Origin of the sequence: Methylomonas montana (genome assembly GCF_030490285.1) — a bacterium.
GTDB lineage: Bacteria > Pseudomonadota > Gammaproteobacteria > Methylococcales > Methylomonadaceae > Methylomonas > Methylomonas montana.
Map to the genome: position 1 here is coordinate 1,800,529 of NZ_CP129884.1, position 17,826 is coordinate 1,818,354.

Consider the following 17,826-nt stretch of genomic DNA (forward strand, 5'->3'; position numbering starts at 1 on the left):
TGGTTACAAATAACTTCCCTGTTTCGGGTTACGAGGATTTTCCCGTTCGTCCTGAGCTTGTCGAAGGATGGACGAGAAAATCCGGGCATTCACCGTGCCAAACCGTTCATGCTTCGACTAGGCTCAGCACGAACGGTTTGGGGGGAATCATTTCGGGAAGTAATTTTTAGCGAAATCCTCTACAGGAGAACAACGATGATAGAAATACCTACCAAGCGTTTGCCGATGAGCATCGCCGTGGCCTTGGCGCTATTTGGGCAAATCGAAACAACGTTCGCCGATACGACGCTGAGCGTCGATTCAGTGGCCGACACCTATCTAAACAGTGACCCGCAGTTGTCCAACCGGGATTGGTCTAATTTTGGTGCGATGGGGATTTCGGCGAATCTGGCCAATCCGGCGAAAGGCATGAACACGCCCAGGACCATGGACGCGCTGATCGCTTACGACATGGCGGCGATCAAAACCCGCTTCGATGTCGAATTTGGCGCCGGTAACTGGCATGTCACCGACGTCAAGGTGAAGTGGTATTCCAATTACGACATTCTAGGCGTTGCCCCGCAGAACCCGCAGCTGAATGTGCCGGCCGCCGGCTCGTTCAATATTTCCCTGTTGACCCATAACGATTGGTTCAACCTGGCAACGGCGGGCGACAAGGGCTTTGCCAATACCGATCTGAATTGGGATTCGGTTTTCGGCAGCGGCGGGGCCTACAGCAATTTGCTGGACGGCGTGCAAACTCTCGGCACCTATCACTATACCGGCGGCAACTTCAACGGCGGCAACAATTGTCTCAACGAGGTTTGCGCGCCGCGCTTCTGGGATTTGGGCGATAACGCCAATTTATTCGGCATCATCGGCCATGGCGGTTTTGTGTCGCTGTTCGGCTCGGCGGCCGATAGCAACGTGACCTATATCGTCAGCCAGCGTAGCGCCAACGGCGCGCATCCGCAATTGTTCGTCAGCGCGGCGGCGGGCGTTGCCTCCGTGCCGCTTCCGGCCGGCATCTGGCTGTTCATCAGCGGCTGCCTGGCCCTGTTGGGTGTATCCGGCTGCCGTCATTTACCAACCCGGTCGGAATAGTCTCAGCCCCACAACACCCTCCTTTAACCGTTTATTAATCCGACCCTTAATTATCGTCGCGCCCGATTTCGCAGGAATGACGAGTACAGGGAATTTAAGGGCGACCTCAATAGAAGGCTTTTTATGAATACAAAGCAAATCAACCATTTCCGCCTGATGGCGCTGATCGCCCTGGCAGGGTTTGGCCAAACCGGTATGGCTTTGGCCGCTACCACCTTGAATATCGATGCCGTCGCCGACACTTTCATTTCCAGCGACCCGGACTATGCCAATCGCGATATGTCGGCGTTCGGGGCGATGCAGATTTCGGCGGATCTGCCGGATTACATTCAGGGCATCATGTACCCGCGAACCCTGGATTTGCTGGTGGCTTACGATACGTCGGCGATCAAGGCCAGGTTCGACATGCAATACGGCGCCGGCAATTGGCATGTCACCGATGTTTCGGTGAAGTGGTATACCAATTTCGACATTCTGGGCGTACCGGCGCATAACCCGCAGTTCAACGTGCCGGCCGCCGGTGACTTCAATATCTCGTTGTTGGCAAGCGATAATTGGTTTAACGCGTCTGCGGCCGGACCGCTGGGTTTGGCCAATAACGATCTGAACTGGAACTCAGTGTTCGGTGTCGGCGGCAAGTACGGCACCTTGCTGGACGGCATCCAGACCTTGGGAAGCTACAGCTATGCCGGCGGCAATTTCAACGGCACCAACAATTGCAGTAACGATGTCTGTGCGCCGCGTTTCTGGGATTTGGGCGACAACGCCGATTTGCTGGATCGCGTCGCCAGCGGCGGGATAGTCTCGCTATTCGGTTCGGCGGCGGACGCCAATGTCACTTATCTGGTCAATCAACTCACCAAACCGGGCGGCCATTCGCAAATCTTCGTCAGCGCGGCGGCCGGCGCTGCCGCCGTGCCGCTGCCGGCTGGTATCTGGTTGTTCCTGAGCGGCTGCTTGCCGATGTTAGCCGGTTTGAGACGCAAGCCCTATCCTCCGAAGGCTCGCCGCGCGGCCCAATAAATTTTATTTACGAGGTGCTTATGCGAATTATCCAGATATTTTTGCTGACCGGCGGCTTGTTGGCTGCGCAAGCGGCCCTGGCTATTGGGCCGGTGCCGGTTTCGTTACGCAATGTGCCTGTGCCGCCGGTACCGGGCCTATTGGACGGTGTCAATCCGATTGTCGTGAACAAGAACGCGGCGATAGCATTGGGCAAAGCCTTGTTTTGGGATCAGAATGTCGGCAGCGACGGCCAGGCCTGCGCGTCCTGCCATTTTCATGCCGGTGCCGACGGCAGGATCAAGAATCAGGTCAATCCCGGCCACAATAACGGTCATACTTTTGACGGCTTGGCTTCCGGTGGCGCTGGTCCGAATCACACGCTCAGCCTGGACGATTTTCCGCTGCATCAATTCAGCAATCCGGCCGACAACACCAGTCAAGTGATTTTCAGCAGCGATGATGTGGTGGGTTCCGCCGGCAGCTTCGGCGGGCAATATAAAACCACTTCCCAGTTCAGCGGCGCGAACGATCAATGTCTGCGTAGCGCCGATCCGTTGTTTAACGTCAACCGGATTGGCGTGCGCCAGGTGACCTCCAGAAATGCGCCGACCGTGATCAATGCGGTGTTCAATCACCGCAACTTTTGGGATGGCCGCGCCAACAATGTGTTCAACGGCAGCAGCCCATGGGGCGAGCGCGATCCGAACGCCGGCGTTTGGGTGAAAATAAACGCCCTCAGTGTGGTGAAACAGAAACTGCATCTGATCAATTCATCCTTGGCGTCCCAGGCCGTCGCTCCGCCTGTCAACGATGTCGAAATGGCTTGCCAGGGCAGGGGCTGGCCGGACATCGGCCGCAAGCTGTTGTTGCGGCAGCCGTTGCAGAATCAGTCTGTTCATCCCCAGGACAGCGTGCTGGGCACACTTAGCTTGAGCAACGGCGCCAGCTTGAAACCGGGTTTGAAAACCACTTACAAGAGCCTGATTACCCAGGCCTTCAATCCGCAATACTGGGCCTACAGCGGCGTCGGTCCGTTCGGCGCGCCGGTCTCTGGTGTGCCTTACAATCAGATGGAAGCCAACTTCGCGATGTTTTTCGGCATTGCCATCCAGTTGTACGAGTCCACGCTGGTATCCGATCAGGCCCCATTCGACTTGAGCCCGATCGATGCCAGTATGAAACCGACCTGGCGTAACGTTGTTGCCGAAACCCCGGCGAATACCACGACGCTGGTCGCGTCTTTGAAAAACGGTGTGGAATTATTCATTCATAACCATTGCAATCTTTGCCATGCCGGCCCTTCGCTCAGTTTAGCGGCAGTCGCCACCAACGCCGCGTTGCTGAAACCAATGCCCGGCGCTAGCTTCGGACCGCCGGACACGCCGATAGCCTTCGGGCCAAATGCCTTAGGACCGTTCAACGCAGCGTCCAAGGGAGGCTTGACCCAGTACGGCAATACCGTGACGCGTGATACCAATATTCAACAGCTGCCTAAATTAATGGACCTGGGCTTTACCAACATAGGCGCAGTAGCGGTCGAAGACGATCCAGGCTTGGGCGGGGTTGACGATTTTGGCAATCCGCTGTCCTTTACCGAGCAGTATGTCGGTTATTTGCTGGGCGATTCTGCGGCCATTATCGATCCCGGTGTGGACAGTATCCGCGCTTGCGATTTCATTAGCCCCTTGGCCTATAACTTACAGATTAATCTCCCCAATTATTTTTTACCGAGCGATGGCTTGATCGCCGACGGTAGCCGCGAAGGTGTGTTGCGCAATCAAAATTGCCTCAATCCAGTAACGGCTTTCATCCCGGCCCCGACCGCCGCGCAAGCCAATTCGGCGGGCTCGAAAATGGCGATAGCGACCCAAGGCGCGTTCAAGGTGCCGACGCTACGTAATGTCGAACTGACCGGCCCGTATATGCACAACGGCGGTATGGCCACTTTGCGGCAAGTATTGGAATTTTACGGCCGGCACGGCAATTTCAGCAGCGACACTCAGCATTTTCATCTTGCCAGTTTTTCTACCTTGCTGAATTCGGAGCAAAACATCACCGACCTGACGAATTTTCTGCTGTCGTTGACCGACGAGCGGGTCCGATACCAACGGGCGCCGTTCGATCATCCGCAATTGACGGTAATGCACGGGCAGGTTGGCAACGAATTGCAATTGACAGCTGGCAATCCGTTGAATGCCAGTCTGGCCCAGGATCAGCCGTTGGTGATTCCTGCGGTTGGCGCCGGCGGATCGGACGCGCCGACTTCGGCGTTTTTATCGGCTTCACCATAATTTGCTGCAAAAAGGCTAACGAAATGGGCCGGTCTATGAAAAACCGGGCCGGCCTATTCGAGTTCAAACAACAGTTCTTTGGATAGACTTATGAAACCATACCGTAACAAATATCTTTTAGTAGGTTCCGTATTGATAGCAAGTGTAATGGCGGTCGTTCCGACCGCTTCCGCCGATGTTAGCTACACGAGTTCGGCAACACTCCTCTATACGATTAACAGCATTACCAATCTTGACAATCCTAATGACTTGTCCGGACTTTCGATGTCGGGGTCGTTTTTAGAGTTGACCGGCGCCAATGATTTTTATGCCGCTACCAGCGGCGACGGTTCGTATCAAACCAATACCCCTAATTTTTCCGGAGCCCTAAGCCCGTCCGGTACATTCAGCGTCAGTGGCCATAGCGCACTCTATGGCTCTGTCAACACGTTCCATACCGGCGTATTTAGTATGGATTTTAGTAATACCGGCACCAACAGCTATACCGTTGATGTGAAATTGGATTACTGGCTAAACGCCGTGACTAACGGCATTTACGCCAACAGCGCTATTTTTCTGGATTTTTGGGATACCAACAACAATGTCAGTGGAGTGGACTACGCAGCAGCGGGCACTTATCTCGACCATGCCTACGATAGTCAATCGGTATCGGGTTTCGCGGATTTAGTGTTTACACTGGCTCCCGGTGCCAGCAATCGTTTTATCGCTAAAGTCGGCAGCCAATCCGGACTCGATTCCAGTAGTACCGCGCCGGTGCCCATGCCATCGGCGTTCTGGCTATTTGCAGCTGGTCTGTTGGGTATGATAAGCGTCAAAAAAATGGGCAGTATTGACGGCCGGGTTCTATAGATACCTTTATACGGCGGTATCTTATAGTCGGAATGAGTACGAGCAATTTGGGGGATTGTCGTTCGCTAGTTAAATTGCAGCTTTGATCGAATGCACTTATGGCGTTATAAATGGCGAATGCATGAGGCGATTGTCACCTAATCTTCGTTGGTCATGTATTATGAAAACTCTTAGTCATCATATTCATTCGTTAAAATGGCATGAAATCCACAGAGATAGAAACGGACGCTTCACTTCCGCGCCTAAAAATCACCCTACGCTTGCTGCATAACGATGAAATTGCCATGGGGCCGGGTAAGGCTGAGCTCTTGGCAGCGATTCAGAAAACCGGTTCGATCGCGGCCGCCGGTAAGACCATGAATATGAGCTACCGGCGGGCCTGGTTGTTGGTGGACGTGATGAATCGAAGTTTTTCCGGTCCTTTGGTACATGCCGCCAAGGGTGGCAGGCACGGCGGAGGAACGACGCTGACGCCGTTGGGGCTGCAAGTGTTGGATCAGTACACGAAAATGGCCACGGCTGTTAGTCATACCGCTCAAGCGTATTTGCCCTTGTTTTCCGGATTTATGGCTAAGCGGACGGATGGAAGCCCGACCGATGAATAGTAGGTTCGCAAATCATCATTAAGTCGCGACGTTCATATTCGGTGTCAAAGCGAGCCGGCGAACCCGGTTCGACGGGTATGGGTTCGCGGACTTCAGCGATGAGTTGCTTGGGACTTTCGTTAAAGTGCTGGTAACCGTCGAGACGGCGAAAAGCTTGCAAATGATTGGCATGCATGCTGGTGGATGAGGTTAGGGAAATTCTGGAATGCCCTCATCTAATATCCAACCACCACCGGATTTTGGGGCCGCTATTCGCACCGATTTCATTCAGGCGATGGTACGTGTCGACGATGTGTTGATCATTTTGCTGATTCTTAACCGGGTGTTATCCCTGGAAGACCTCTCGGCACTGGATAAATGAGCGCAGTCACAAGAGCCACACGAAGCCGATACTGTTAACCCTGATATGTTTAACGCGCTGTGCACAATGTGATCAGCATGGGACGACCTGTGTAGCGCAACAGGCAGTGGCATGGATTGGGGTAAGCGTCACTATTTTAGCGCGTTGACGCTGTCGCAAAATCAACAGCAGGCTAAAATATTTCCTGGGTCAGCGCTGAGCGTCGGGAATGATTGGCCGATCGAATTCCAGGGTTTTATGGATAGGCAGGTAGCAGAAGCCGGAATCGGCGCAGCCTTGATAAGTGATTTCCAGGCGCAACGTTGCGGATTGGTCGTCTTGTCGTCGTAGTGGCAGTTCCAGCTCCAGATGGTCTCGGTAAATTTCCACGCGGCCCAAATTACTGTCTTGCCAGGTTTGTCCGGTAGGAAACTGGGGGGCGCCAACCGTGGTTCCTGGTGTCAGCGAAACAAATTTGAATTTTTGCCGGTAAAGGTAATAGCCGGAGGAGATATTCCAGGACAAGCGTATCGCGTCGGCGTCCGGGCGGGCGCTCGCCAATTCGAAAGCCTGGCCGGCATCCAGGGGTTCTTCATCGGCCCATACGCTGGCACTGACTAAGAACGCCAATATCGATGAAAGCCAAAGCTTGGCAAGGAACAATGTAGGTATCCGCATAGCTTCAATGCAAAGTCGTCGTGGCGGGGGAATAATGTGTGTGGATAACGGCCGATAGCCGATTTGCCCGTACCGGCAAACCGGCTATTGAACAACGAAGGTTAGTGGTTATGATAGTCCGGCGCGTCGCGGAACGTCCATTGAATCGCGATATTGCCGAAGAAGCCCTCGCCGGGTTGGACTTGGGTGCGGTAATTGTTGCCGGGCAGGGCGATGCGGAAGGAGTTCAAGTCTTCATAGATCGGCAGGCCTACCGAGCCGCGTAATTTAAAGTTGCCGCCGAAGGCATTGAGAAACCGATAATCACCGACAAAAGCCAGATTGGTGGCCAGGCCGCCGCTGTTGGCGACTTTATTGCCTAGATCTTCGCTTTTTTGCGTGTAATTGGAATCGATTTCGATGCCCAGCATCAGGTCGTAGTTGGGCGTGTAATGAAGGGCCAGGCCTCCGGTTACCACGTCGCCGTATTTGTAATGATCGTCGTTTTCGGGGTTGGCATTGTATAGCGCGGAGGCATGTAGCCAAATATCTTTCCAACGCTGGGAATACAATAAACCGCCGGTGAATGTCGCGGTGCCTTTGCCTTGTTGCAGCCCGGCGCTCGTCACCAGGACTCGGTTGGCGTTGCGCTGACCATTGAACTCGCCGGTCGGCAGGCTGGTGCCCAACAACACACTGGCGAATTGATCGTATCGGGTGCTGTGCCAGAAGTTATAGCGGCCTTCGAGGCTGATATCGCCAAGGCCGTTTTCTGCGGAGACCGTATCGCGAACAGCGGCGTTTGCGGTGCTACGGCTCAAGGTATGCGCCCGTTTTTCGAACCAGGGCATGTTCATGAATAATGCCAGGCTGTCGGTTGGCGAATAGTTGAAAATCAACGCCTGTTGCATCACTTGGCTTTCGTTCGGGGCTTGCAACTGATTGCCGTTGCCTGCAATGAATTCGCCGGGCTCTGCGCCATTCGAGCCGTCTTTGACGTGGTCTTTTTGCATGTAGCCGTATACCATCCCCACGCTAAAATTCCCCTCTCCCGGCGTCACCGCGGTGCGGATCCGGAACGGCGCGGTGGTGCCGACTGGTGACGAATCCTGAAAGGCAATATTAAAATCGATGACTTCACCGCCTTCCTTCGCGGCAAAGGCCACCGCCTCGTCGCGCTCGGCGAAAGCGATATAGTTGGGCAGCATGTCGGGAATGACTTTGCTGCCAACCACATAAGTCGCGGCATCGGCATCGACCAGTTCACCGGATACCCAGTCGGTCACCTTGGCCGATTTCAATTCGGAGATGCCGCCAGCATCAGTCACTTCCCGCAATAGACACGCCACGCCACAGGTATATTCCTGGCTGTCGTCCTTGTAGGTGATGACGCCGGCGGTTTTGATGTATTGGTCTATCCACATGCCACAGACGCGGCAACTTGGACGTTGCTGTTTCTCATGCGGTGTCACGATCACCGGTTTCATCGAAGGGTCGTCGGCCCACGCCCAACCGGGCAGCAGTAGTTGGCAAAGTAGTACCATCCATAATGTTTTCATTGTCTTCATAAACTTCTCCTTATTTAAGTACTGTCGTAAAAAGCTTTTCGATCTCTTCCAGACCGGCTTCGCCGGTGATTTTTTCCCGCAACACGCCTTCGCGATCTATCACGAAACTGGTCGGCAAGCCGATTACGCCGAATTTTTTTGCCGTCAGGCCACGTTCGTCGATCAGCATCGGATAGCTTAATTGCGCGAAGCGTTTCCAGTGTTCATCACCGGCATCGTATTTTCCGACATTGACCGCGACCGGCACGAAGCCCCCATCCTTGTATTTTTGATACAAGGTTTCCAGGCCCAGCAAAACCTCCTTGTCGCAAAAGCCGCAGTCCAGCGACCAGAATCGCACCAGCCAGACCTTGCCGTGTAAATCCTGCGGCAAGGTGAAGGTCTTGCCGTGCAAGTCCTGCAGACTGACGACCGGCGCCGGATCGTCGATTTGCAGGCCGCCGCGCCGGTTGCAACCGGCCAGCGCGAGCAGGATCAAGCCCATCAGCAGCAGTCGTCGCCGAGTCATGCTCATCATCCGCGTCTATCCAGGGATTCGATGATCGCCGGCGTCACTTCTTGGTAACGCATGATCGATTTGCCCTTGTGATCCTCAAGAAACTCCTTGGCGGCTTCCTGATCCTTGAACGGCAGCAATTCGTGGCCCATGGGCCCCAGCACGTCGGAGCCGATCACATAAAACGCCGACTTGGCGTCTATCAATTCCACCTCGTAATAATCGGTCACCAGAATCTCGGTCATCTTCTCGACGGTCTTGCCAGGCGTGTATTTTTCGGTGTTGAAGATGTGTTTGAACATGTCCTTGGCGCCGTCGTAGAAATAGGCGCTGCCGCCCTTGAAATAAATCTGGGCGACCCATTTGGGGTATTTGTAGACGAACATGCCGCAAACCGGACAACGGTCCTGCTTGGTGATTTCTATTTGCTGATCCGCGCGACCATTCGTCATGGCCAAGAGCATGCATAAGCCCAGCAGCCAGGCCGCAAGCCGCGCCGCGTCTAAATGCGTTTTCATGATTCCTCCGACTCAATAGACGACTTCATAACTGATCTCCAGGCTGGAGCTGATTATTTCGTAGCTCACCAAGGCCGTGAACAGGCCATATAACAAAATCGAAGCCAGCGCCAGCTTGTCGATGAAGCCGTCCAGCACCTGATTCAAGCTGGCAACGCCGCGAAACGGCAGCAACAGGCCGCTGCCCATGCCGGCCACCACGGCGCCGAACAACAGCACGTACAGCAGATAGCCGATGTAGTTGTAATCCTGCATGATGATGCAGAACGGGCAGTGATGGGTCGGCAGTTCGTAGATGTATAGCGAGATCGCCGAGACGATGGCGACCAGCGAAATCCCAAACATCGCCAAACTCATTCCTGCGTACAGATAGCCGCCCTTGCGCTTGACGTAAAAAAACAAGCCGCTGAGCAAGGTCACGAACATCCCGCCATAAAAGACCCATAGCATTTGTTTGGCCGGCAATGAGGCGATTTCCGAACCCAGGCCCTCGGCTTTTTCACTGCTGAACAGGCTTCCGCAACAGGACGTGATCACATCGGCCCGCATCCCTAAGAAATAAAAACTTTCCAGCACGGTTTCGACGGCGATGAACGGCGTGATGACCACCAGCAACAGATATTTTTTCTTGATCAAGGGATAGTCGTAACCCTGATTGTCGGCGTGATTCAGTACCAGCCAAAGCCCTGCCAGCATGAAGTTGAGGATTTTCAATTCCAGCGTCGGATAGCCGAAGCCGTTGACATTCAACGTGCCGGCCCCGCACATCGCGCCGACGAACAAGGGAGCCAAGGCATCGGCCGTGAAAATATATAAAAACAACGACAAGAGCTGCAGGCCGAACACGAAGCTCAGCACCGTCGAAATCAGATAAGTCTTGCGCTCCAGTACCAACTGCAATTCGTCGCCGCTCTCGATGTTCCAGTGCTTGAGGATTTGCGCGCCGTAATAGGCCGCATAGATCAACATGCCGCTCGATACATACGAGGCCAACAGATTGGCGATGACGGTGGGGTTCAGGATCACTTCGGGCTATCCTCGAGCCTGCCGTCGCGCAGATTCACCACGTCGTCGACGATGATCGAATCGTAAACCAGCGGGTCATGGCTAGTGATGATGACCGTCTTGCCTTGCGCCTTGAATTGGTCGACGATTTCCATGAAACGGTAGGACAGCGTGGTATCCAGATGCGCGGTCGGTTCGTCGGCGATGATGATTTCGGGATCGTTGATCAGGGCGCGGACGATGGCTACCCGCTGCGCCTCGCCGCCGGACAGCCACTCCACTTTCGACGCCGCCTTGCTGGACAGATTGAGTTCATTCAAACCGTTCATCGCCTTGATTTTCAAAGAGGCGCGCTTTTCGCCGAGCGGATAGGCCGGCAGCATGACGTTCTCCAGCACCGAGATACCCTTGATCAGATTGGGCTGCTGAAAGATGAAACCGAAGGTCTTGCGGCGGATGTCGGTCAAGAAACGCTCCGGCAGGCTGGTAATCTCCCTATCCTGCAATTTGACCCGGCCGGCCGAGGGCCGACTCATGCATCCGACGATGCTCAGCAAGGTGGTCTTGCCGGAACCGCTGGGGCCTTTCAGCACCGTGACCTTGTTTTCGGCGATATTCAGATTGACGCCGTTGATCGCCGAAAATTCGCTGGGGCTGCCGGCATTGAAGACTTTTCTGACATTCAGCAATTCGATCATGGCTATTCTCCGGTGTGGCGCATCGCGCTGTCGGGGTCTATGGTTGCCGCGCGCCAGATGGGGACGATGGTCGCCACGGTATAAGGCACCACGGTCAGAAAAAATAAGGTGGTCAACTGTTCGGCATTGACGAATGGCGTCAGCGCAAAGTTGGGATACAACGCCGACCAGCCTTTCAAGGCCGGTTCGAACACCGCGGAGCCGGTAAAAAATACATGGATGTAGGCCAGAATCACCCCGCTGAAATACGCAGTCAGCGACACCATCGCCCCTTCCCAGAACTTCATCTGAATCACGTCGCCGGTTTCCCAGCCCACGGCCTTCAGGATGCCAATCTCGCGCCGTTCGCCAGCGCTTAGCCCTGAGGCCTTGTCCCAGGCGAAAATCACGAAGGCCAGCACCGCCGCCGAAAACACCACGATCATCATGCCGCCGCGCCAGTTGAAGATGGAATCATAGGTTCTGAGGATTTCGTCGCGGATGATGGGGCGGGAGTCGTGCAGTTTTTTCTTGATCTTGCCAGCCACGGTCGCTATCTCGCTGGGATTTTTAACAGTAACGATGACGTCGGTGATCCATTTATCGTCGATGCCGAACAGTTTTCTGAAGTCCTGGCCGTTGACCAGAATCAAATCCGACGATACCAGTTCGGATTCCGACGCCAGCGTGCCGGCTACTTTCAGGTTCATGATTTGACCGTCGAACGCCATGAACGGCATGTAATCGCCGGGGCCAATCTCGCGCATCCGCGCCACACCGTTGCCGATGATGAGTGTGCCGGCTTCCGGGGCCGCGCCGTCGTAGTCATACAGCGGCTTGTTGACATCGGCTGCGCGTGGATCGTGAGGATCGACCACGACAGTAGTGCGAGCTTTTGAAGTTGATTCGTCGATGGGCTTTGATGGTGTCAGTAGTGTGTAATTGGCTTGCACCAGACTGTCGTAGTAATAGCCCCATAAGCGGCTTTCGACATCGGCTACACCGCGAATAGCCTTGATCTCGTCGATGTAACTGACCGGAAACAGGTCGTGGCGGCCAGCGACGATTTTTTGCACGACGATTTCTGGCGAGCCTTGCAGAATCAGTTTGGCTTCCTTCTTGATCGAATAGGTAAAAAACATCGTCGAAGCCAGAATGAACACGATCAGCGTATATAAGGCCAGCAAACCGATGTTTTTGACTTTACGCCGTAATAGTGAAGAAATCGTAAAATCGATGATGTAACGTTGTTTTTCGATCCAGACGGTCATGGTATGTCGTTATGAAGATTGGGCTCGGTGAAAGACCCGGACGGGAAATGTTCCAGCGACAAGGGATGATCCTGGAAGGCGGTATTCAAATCGGCCTGCGACAGATGCCGGGTGTAGCGGGCTTCGGTGAACAGACAAAGATCAGTCAGACGCAGATTTTTGACCAGCATGGTTTTGTGCTCAAGGATGCCGCGCTGGGTCGTTTCGCTGAAAGAAGCATGGAGTAACAATGCACCCAACAGCACGGCTTCGCTGAGGATGCTTAGAAAAAATAGTGAGGAATTTCTCATAAGCGACTGGCTACCCAATGCGTTGCTTTTCAGGATGCTCGTCAAGGTGAGCAGGCAACAAAATGTCGTAATCTGCTTACATTTTGTCATTTTTGCCAAGCCATTATCAGCACAAAACCCAGGGTTAGCAAGGTAGGCGGCTTAGCAATGGTGACGAATCGATAGTCGAAAAATGGATCGCCTATAGCTGGGTAAAATCAAACCAAAAATTGCTTTTTAGTTATATATCAAACACTAGTAAATTAGTATTTGGTTAGTGATAAATATAGCTATGTTATTTAGCGTGGTTTATTGCGTGATATGCCTCAGTATTAAGGCGATCGAGCACCCGATTTTTTACAAAACCGGATTATGAATCCACTGGATCTCGAAAAAAACTCAAAATTTGTTGCCACTCTTCCTTGAATTGTCGTATCAGGCGCTGTTGATCGTCCTCATCAGCTGGCGGCTGTTCGGACTGAATCAAGGGCGGGGCGCCAGGAGTGCTGTCTTTGGCCGGCTGTGGATCTTCGATCACGATAAACGTTCCCGGTATCATCCCCATCCAGCAACTCCAGGGCACTACGCCAGCCTCGGCGGGCGTGAATTCAATGACCTGTAAACCTTTCTGCAGCTTGATGTCCAAGCCGTAATCACGGACGACGATTTCCTTGTTGCATTCGTTCAATTCCTTGACGTTGATGGCCCATTTTACCGGGATACCTTTTCGCAACGTGAACTTGTTCGGCGAGAAGCGGGTTTTTAAAACATCCATGTGTATGGTTTGTTCAGTGTCGCAACTAGGTGATTCGGCGGCGGTGGGGGCCAATTCCTGAGAGGCTCGGGCGACTATAGTGTTGAAATCGAGTCCGCTGCCAGTTACCGCCAAGCCGCGATTGAGCATGATCAACCCCAGCGCCATCACGATCACCCCGGAGGCCTTCAATAGTTTTGGCGTCAGATTGCCGGACAACAGACTGGTCAGAAATCCGAAACCCAGCAATAACGGCAAGGTGCCTATGCCAAAAAAGAACAGGACGGCGGCGCCCTGGGACCAACTGCCGGTACCGGCCGCCAGCACGTACATGGCTTGCAGCGGCCCGCAAATGATCATCAAGCCGTTCAACAGCCCGATGGCGAACGGATTGCTGTGTTTGCGATATTCCTTGCCGACGAAGCGCATCACGAATGCCGGGGTCTTGAGCTGGAAATGACTCAAGGCCGGAATAACCTCCAGCATATGCAATCCGAACAACATCAGAAAAAAACCAGCGGCAACACCGACAGCGCCTTGAGTGTAGGGTGTGAAGGCAACGATGGCGCCGAATGCACCAAACAAGGCCCCAATAGAAGTATAGGAAATGGTCTTGCCAAGGCCATACAAAAAATGCGTGGCGTAGGATTTTTGCCCAGAACTGGCGCTTTTGGCGGTATAACCCAAAATCAAGGGTCCGCACATACCCACGCAATGAAAACTGGTCAAAAAGCCGATCAGGATCAACAAACCGTAATTTACATCGCCGGTCAAATTCGGCATGCCGGCGTGATCCATGAACCAACTGTCCAGCCAGAGAATGAAAATAATGCCTAGCAACGCCAAGGTGATCATGGCGGTTTTTTTTACGATGCCATTGTTGGCTTCTTTGGGATGGGCGGCCATGATGGAGTTCCGAAAAGTATAAAAAGTACGAATCAGACCAAAAGCCTTTCAAGGGTGCAAATGAGTTGACCGACTGGATGAAGTGGTCCAAGATTATTGAATGTAGATATGGTGGTCAAGTTTCATATCGAAATTTTCGATTTAGCGATTAGGCCACCGCTTAGGCTGCACGGTCACTCTCACGGTTTCAAGAACACGGAAGCAAGTTATGAATGACATAGAAAAAACCAGAGAATCCGTTGGCGACGGTCACCATAAAAACAGCGCTCGTAAAGGCAAATCCGGTCGTATGGCGCCTGCTACCCGAGGTGAAACGCTGGTCAAGGGTGTGCTCATGGGCTTCATCATCTCCGGTGTCACTCACGCCAGCAAAAATATCACTCGTGTGCTGTTCAGACACCCTCTCGTTTTGTTGTCCTCCGGTGCTGTCACTGGTTACCTGACACATAAATACCGAAAAGAGATTGTCGCAATTGGCACTCAAACCGCGATGGAAAGCAAGCATTTCGTACTGAGACAAAAAGAAAATTTATTAGACTTGGTTGCCGAAAGCCGAGAATATGCAGGCGAACGAGACAAATCTAAATAACCACTTTTCACACGTAGTGAGGTAACGATAATGGCACATGTACACGGAGCAAAGGCGGTCGCAGACGCGGGCGCAAAAATGATGGATACCGCAATGAGCAAAATGAGCGAGACCATGACGCATCCGATGATGACAGGCGCTGTCGCGGGTGCAGTTGCAACCGCCAAGACAAGCGCACTGAAGAAAATCCTGACCCACCCAATTACCTTGCTTGGAGCTGGTTTTGCGTTGGGTTACTTCGCGTATAAATATCGCCACGATATCATCGAAACGCAACCGCACGAAGAATAAACTGTGGTTTGCCCGCGAAAAGCGCGAAACCAAGGGCTTGCAACGTTTTTGTTATTTTAGGACGCTGTCGAAAAAACCAAAACATTGGGTTGGCGTAGCCCGACAAAATCAAATCATTGGGGCCTTTTCCAAGACGCGTTAGCTAGAATTTCCGGAGATCGTTATGACAACGAACCATGAAAACGTCAAACTGGCTCACGGCGAACTGGTACATAAGCTCAAGCGCCGCATCCGCATAATCTCGCCGGTTTTGGAGAAAGACCCGGAACGCTGTTACATCCTGGAAATCCTGCTGAAAAAACGCCCCGGTATCGTCGACGCGCACAGCGTACCAGCCATAGGCTCGCTGACGATACGTTTCGATCCATTGAAATTGTCGTCAACCAGTCTGTTGACCGTGCTGGATGCATTGCTGGGTAACGTCGGCCAGAAAAACAGCCACCATCCTTTGGCTGCCGAAGCGCTGGAGGCCGATCCCAAGCAAGCGGAGCAGGAATACAATCTGGCCATCGAAGGCATGACCTGCGTATCCTGCGCACTGCTGATCGAAATGCTGCTGCGGCGCGATCCGTGCATCACCGTCGCCAACGTCAATTACGCCTCGGAGTCGGCTTTAATCAAAGGCCGTTTGAGTAAAGAGCAAGTCACCGCCCTGATCGAAAAAGCCGGTTACAAGGCTCACAGTTTCGATAATCTGGCACAACGCCAGGTGCTGATAGCACGCGAAAAACAACGTCTGAAAGACGCTCGAAACCGCGCGATACTGTCGGTGGCTTTAAGCGTACCGGTCATGGCGATCGGCATGGCGGCGCCCAGCTCGCGCCTCTGGCACTGGGCGCAACATTTGTTGGCGATTCCGGTGGTGTTCTGGGCCGGTAGGCCCTTCTTCGTCAAGGCCACCAAACTGGCCAAACAGGGCGCCACCAATATGGACAGTCTGATCGCGATGGGCGTCGGCTCGTCTTACGGCTACAGCCTGTTCTCGCTACTGGCCGGCAAGCGCGGGCTGTATTTCGATTCGGCCACCGGCATCATTACCTTCGTATTGATCGGCCGCTATCTGGAAGAAAAGGCCAAGGGCAAGGCCCACGAAGCCATCCGCAAATTGGTCGATCTGCAACCTCAGCATGCCACCTTGCTGCGCGATGGCCAGGAAACCGTCGTCATGCTCGATCAAGTAACCGTCGATGACATCCTGCTGGTGCGGCCCGGCGAAAAAATCCCGACCGACGGCATCGTGCTGGAAGGCCTGTCCGCTGTCGACGAAGCCATGGTCACCGGCGAAAGCCTGCCGGTCATCAAACAGACCGGCGACAAATTGGTCGGCGGCTGTATCAACGCCAACGGCGTATTGAAGATGCGCGTCACCGCGGTCGGCAACGACACAGTGCTGGCCAACATCATTCACATGGTCGATCAGGCCCAATCGGCTAAGCTGCCGATACAGAAAACCGTCGATCGCATTTCTTCGGTTTTCGTGCCGTCGGTGATGGCTATTTCGGCTTTGACGTTCGGTGGCTGGCTGCTGACCGGCGCCAGTTTCGGCTTTGCTCTTACCAACGCCATCGCGGTATTGCTGATCGCCTGTCCATGTTCGCTGGGACTGGCGACGCCGATGGCCATTATGGTTGGCACGGGCCAGTCGGCCAAACGCGGCGTCTACATCCGCAATGGTGGCAGCCTGGAGATGGCTTCCAAACTCAATAGCATCATTTTCGACAAGACCGGCACCATCACCGAAGGCAGGCCTGAGGTCACCGACTTCATCATCGCCGCCAGACAAAACGAAACTAAGCTATTGGCCTTGGTCGCCGCGGCCGAAGACGGTTCCGAGCATTTCCTGGCCAAGACCCTCGTCGCCTATGCCGAGTCGCGTAGCGTTAAGCCTGGGCAAGTCGAGGCCTTCGAAAATTTTCCGGGCCACGGCATCAAGGCCAGGATCGACGGTTCGGAGGTCTTGATAGGCAACGCAGATTGGCTGCAAGACTTGAAAATCAATGTCAAAACCCTGGGCAAACATGCCTCACCTTTGGCGGCACAAGGCAAGACGCCGGTATTCGTCGCGATCGACGGCAAGGCGGCGGGCTTGTTCGGCATTGCCGACAAACCGCGCGAGCACGCTGCCGAAGCGATTCATCGTCTGCGCAAATTGGGCGTCGAACCCTTGATGGTCACAGGCGATACCGAAGCCACCGCGCGCTACATCGCCGAACAAGTCGGCATCACCACCGTCATCGCCCACGCCAAGCCCGAACAAAAGCTGGACATCGTCCATCAATTGCAAGCCAAAGGCGCCAAGGTCGGCATGATAGGCGACGGCATCAACGACGCGCCGGCACTGGCCGCCGCCGACGTCGGTTTTGCGATCGGCACCGGCACCGACGTAGCGATCGAAACCGCCGACCTGACGCTGGTCAGCGGCGACATCGGCAAGGTCGCTGAAGTCATGGAACTCAGCGGCGCAACCTTGCGTATCATCAAGCAAAACCTGTTCTGGGCGCTGGGCTACAACACCGTGGCGATCCCGGTGGCGGCGATGGGCAAGCTGAATCCTATGATCGCCTCGGCGGCGATGGCGATGAGTTCGATTTCGGTGGTTCTCAACTCGCTACGTTTGCAACGTAAGTAAGTAATGAATTTACTTATCTTGTT

18 protein-coding genes are annotated in these 17,826 nt (G+C 53.9%); 9 read left to right on the forward strand and 9 right to left on the reverse strand.

The window, feature by feature from the left end:
* The first annotated feature begins 195 nt into the window (after positions 1-195).
* From QZJ86_RS08370 to QZJ86_RS08395, 6 genes are all read left to right on the forward strand, one after another.
* Positions 196-1,083, forward strand: a complete 888-nt coding sequence (locus tag QZJ86_RS08370) for a hypothetical protein (protein ID WP_301938097.1) — start codon at positions 196-198, stop codon at positions 1,081-1,083.
* Between the two features lie 123 nt (positions 1,084-1,206).
* The gene (locus QZJ86_RS08375; protein WP_301938099.1) at positions 1,207-2,106 is read left to right on the forward strand and encodes a hypothetical protein; all 900 of its coding nucleotides are present in this window, start codon (positions 1,207-1,209) and stop codon (positions 2,104-2,106) included.
* A gap of 20 nt (positions 2,107-2,126) precedes the next feature.
* Positions 2,127-4,379, forward strand: a complete 2,253-nt coding sequence (locus QZJ86_RS08380) for a cytochrome c peroxidase (RefSeq protein ID WP_301938101.1) — start codon at positions 2,127-2,129, stop codon at positions 4,377-4,379.
* 90 nt (positions 4,380-4,469) lie between these two features.
* Entirely contained in the window at positions 4,470-5,228 is a 759-nt protein-coding gene (locus QZJ86_RS08385; protein WP_301938103.1) for a hypothetical protein, read from the forward strand.
* 200 nt (positions 5,229-5,428) lie between these two features.
* On the forward strand, positions 5,429-5,833 hold the full coding sequence (locus QZJ86_RS08390) for a winged helix-turn-helix domain-containing protein (RefSeq protein ID WP_301938106.1): 405 nt from the start codon (positions 5,429-5,431) through the stop codon (positions 5,831-5,833).
* Positions 5,834-6,038: 205 nt separating this feature from the next.
* Positions 6,039-6,194 (forward strand): hypothetical protein, encoded by a 156-nt coding sequence (locus QZJ86_RS08395; RefSeq protein ID WP_301938108.1) that lies wholly within the window; start codon positions 6,039-6,041, stop codon positions 6,192-6,194.
* A gap of 189 nt (positions 6,195-6,383) precedes the next feature.
* Here the strand turns inward: QZJ86_RS08395 and QZJ86_RS08400 are convergent, their stop codons facing one another.
* From QZJ86_RS08400 to QZJ86_RS08440, 9 genes are all read right to left on the reverse strand, one after another.
* Complete coding sequence (locus QZJ86_RS08400; RefSeq protein WP_301938110.1) at positions 6,384-6,851, reverse strand: protein-disulfide reductase DsbD N-terminal domain-containing protein; 468 nt, start codon at positions 6,849-6,851, stop codon at positions 6,384-6,386.
* A gap of 101 nt (positions 6,852-6,952) precedes the next feature.
* The gene (locus tag QZJ86_RS08405) at positions 6,953-8,398 is read right to left on the reverse strand and encodes a nitrous oxide reductase accessory protein NosL (protein ID WP_301938112.1); all 1,446 of its coding nucleotides are present in this window, start codon (positions 8,396-8,398) and stop codon (positions 6,953-6,955) included.
* Positions 8,399-8,408: 10 nt separating this feature from the next.
* The gene (locus tag QZJ86_RS08410) at positions 8,409-8,906 is read right to left on the reverse strand and encodes a TlpA disulfide reductase family protein (RefSeq protein ID WP_301938114.1); all 498 of its coding nucleotides are present in this window, start codon (positions 8,904-8,906) and stop codon (positions 8,409-8,411) included.
* 5 nt (positions 8,907-8,911) lie between these two features.
* On the reverse strand, positions 8,912-9,412 hold the full coding sequence (locus tag QZJ86_RS08415) for a nitrous oxide reductase accessory protein NosL (RefSeq protein WP_301938116.1): 501 nt from the start codon (positions 9,410-9,412) through the stop codon (positions 8,912-8,914).
* Positions 9,413-9,424: 12 nt separating this feature from the next.
* A complete protein-coding gene (locus QZJ86_RS08420; RefSeq protein WP_301938117.1) occupies positions 9,425-10,438 on the reverse strand; it encodes a hypothetical protein in 1,014 nt (337 codons plus the stop codon).
* A complete protein-coding gene (locus QZJ86_RS08425; RefSeq protein WP_301938119.1) occupies positions 10,435-11,115 on the reverse strand; it encodes an ABC transporter ATP-binding protein in 681 nt (226 codons plus the stop codon). The genes QZJ86_RS08420 and QZJ86_RS08425 overlap by 4 nt, the downstream gene beginning before the upstream one ends.
* A 2-nt stretch (positions 11,116-11,117) precedes the next feature.
* On the reverse strand, positions 11,118-12,365 hold the full coding sequence (locus QZJ86_RS08430) for an ABC transporter permease (protein ID WP_301938120.1): 1,248 nt from the start codon (positions 12,363-12,365) through the stop codon (positions 11,118-11,120).
* Positions 12,362-12,655 carry a hypothetical protein gene (locus QZJ86_RS08435; protein ID WP_301938122.1) on the reverse strand — a complete coding sequence of 98 codons (294 nt, stop codon included), beginning with the start codon at positions 12,653-12,655 and terminating at the stop codon, positions 12,362-12,364. Before QZJ86_RS08435 ends, QZJ86_RS08430 begins: the two co-directional genes overlap by 4 nt.
* Before the next feature lie 349 nt (positions 12,656-13,004).
* Positions 13,005-14,294 (reverse strand): sulfite exporter TauE/SafE family protein, encoded by a 1,290-nt coding sequence (locus QZJ86_RS08440; RefSeq protein ID WP_301938123.1) that lies wholly within the window; start codon positions 14,292-14,294, stop codon positions 13,005-13,007.
* A 208-nt stretch (positions 14,295-14,502) separates the two neighbouring features.
* On the opposite strand from QZJ86_RS08440, the gene QZJ86_RS08445 reads away from it, so the two are divergent.
* The 3 genes from QZJ86_RS08445 (at position 14,503) to QZJ86_RS08455 (ending at position 17,803) form a co-directional block, all read left to right on the forward strand.
* Complete coding sequence (locus QZJ86_RS08445; protein ID WP_301938125.1) at positions 14,503-14,883, forward strand: hypothetical protein; 381 nt, start codon at positions 14,503-14,505, stop codon at positions 14,881-14,883.
* A 30-nt stretch (positions 14,884-14,913) separates the two neighbouring features.
* A complete protein-coding gene (locus tag QZJ86_RS08450) occupies positions 14,914-15,174 on the forward strand; it encodes a hypothetical protein (RefSeq protein ID WP_301938127.1) in 261 nt (86 codons plus the stop codon).
* Positions 15,175-15,337: 163 nt separating this feature from the next.
* Positions 15,338-17,803: a heavy metal translocating P-type ATPase gene (locus tag QZJ86_RS08455; RefSeq protein ID WP_301938128.1), complete on the forward strand. Its 2,466-nt coding sequence runs from the start codon at positions 15,338-15,340 to the stop codon at positions 17,801-17,803.
* The last annotated feature ends 23 nt before the right edge of the window (positions 17,804-17,826 follow it).

Coding starts and splice junctions, on each gene's coding strand:
- QZJ86_RS08370 (WP_301938097.1), top strand. CDS start 196: ATGATAGAAATACCTACCAAGCGTTTGCCGATGAGCATCGCCGTGGCC.
- QZJ86_RS08375 (WP_301938099.1), top strand. CDS start 1,207: ATGAATACAAAGCAAATCAACCATTTCCGCCTGATGGCGCTGATCGCC.
- QZJ86_RS08380 (WP_301938101.1), top strand. CDS start 2,127: ATGCGAATTATCCAGATATTTTTGCTGACCGGCGGCTTGTTGGCTGCG.
- QZJ86_RS08385 (WP_301938103.1), top strand. CDS start 4,470: ATGAAACCATACCGTAACAAATATCTTTTAGTAGGTTCCGTATTGATA.
- QZJ86_RS08390 (WP_301938106.1), top strand. CDS start 5,429: ATGAAATCCACAGAGATAGAAACGGACGCTTCACTTCCGCGCCTAAAA.
- QZJ86_RS08395 (WP_301938108.1), top strand. CDS start 6,039: ATGCCCTCATCTAATATCCAACCACCACCGGATTTTGGGGCCGCTATT.
- QZJ86_RS08400 (WP_301938110.1), bottom strand. CDS start 6,851: ATGCGGATACCTACATTGTTCCTTGCCAAGCTTTGGCTTTCATCGATA.
- QZJ86_RS08405 (WP_301938112.1), bottom strand. CDS start 8,398: ATGAAGACAATGAAAACATTATGGATGGTACTACTTTGCCAACTACTG.
- QZJ86_RS08410 (WP_301938114.1), bottom strand. CDS start 8,906: ATGACTCGGCGACGACTGCTGCTGATGGGCTTGATCCTGCTCGCGCTG.
- QZJ86_RS08415 (WP_301938116.1), bottom strand. CDS start 9,412: ATGAAAACGCATTTAGACGCGGCGCGGCTTGCGGCCTGGCTGCTGGGC.
- QZJ86_RS08425 (WP_301938119.1), bottom strand. CDS start 11,115: ATGATCGAATTGCTGAATGTCAGAAAAGTCTTCAATGCCGGCAGCCCC.
- QZJ86_RS08430 (WP_301938120.1), bottom strand. CDS start 12,365: ATGACCGTCTGGATCGAAAAACAACGTTACATCATCGATTTTACGATT.
- QZJ86_RS08435 (WP_301938122.1), bottom strand. CDS start 12,655: ATGAGAAATTCCTCACTATTTTTTCTAAGCATCCTCAGCGAAGCCGTG.
- QZJ86_RS08440 (WP_301938123.1), bottom strand. CDS start 14,294: ATGGCCGCCCATCCCAAAGAAGCCAACAATGGCATCGTAAAAAAAACC.
- QZJ86_RS08445 (WP_301938125.1), top strand. CDS start 14,503: ATGAATGACATAGAAAAAACCAGAGAATCCGTTGGCGACGGTCACCAT.
- QZJ86_RS08450 (WP_301938127.1), top strand. CDS start 14,914: ATGGCACATGTACACGGAGCAAAGGCGGTCGCAGACGCGGGCGCAAAA.
- QZJ86_RS08455 (WP_301938128.1), top strand. CDS start 15,338: ATGACAACGAACCATGAAAACGTCAAACTGGCTCACGGCGAACTGGTA.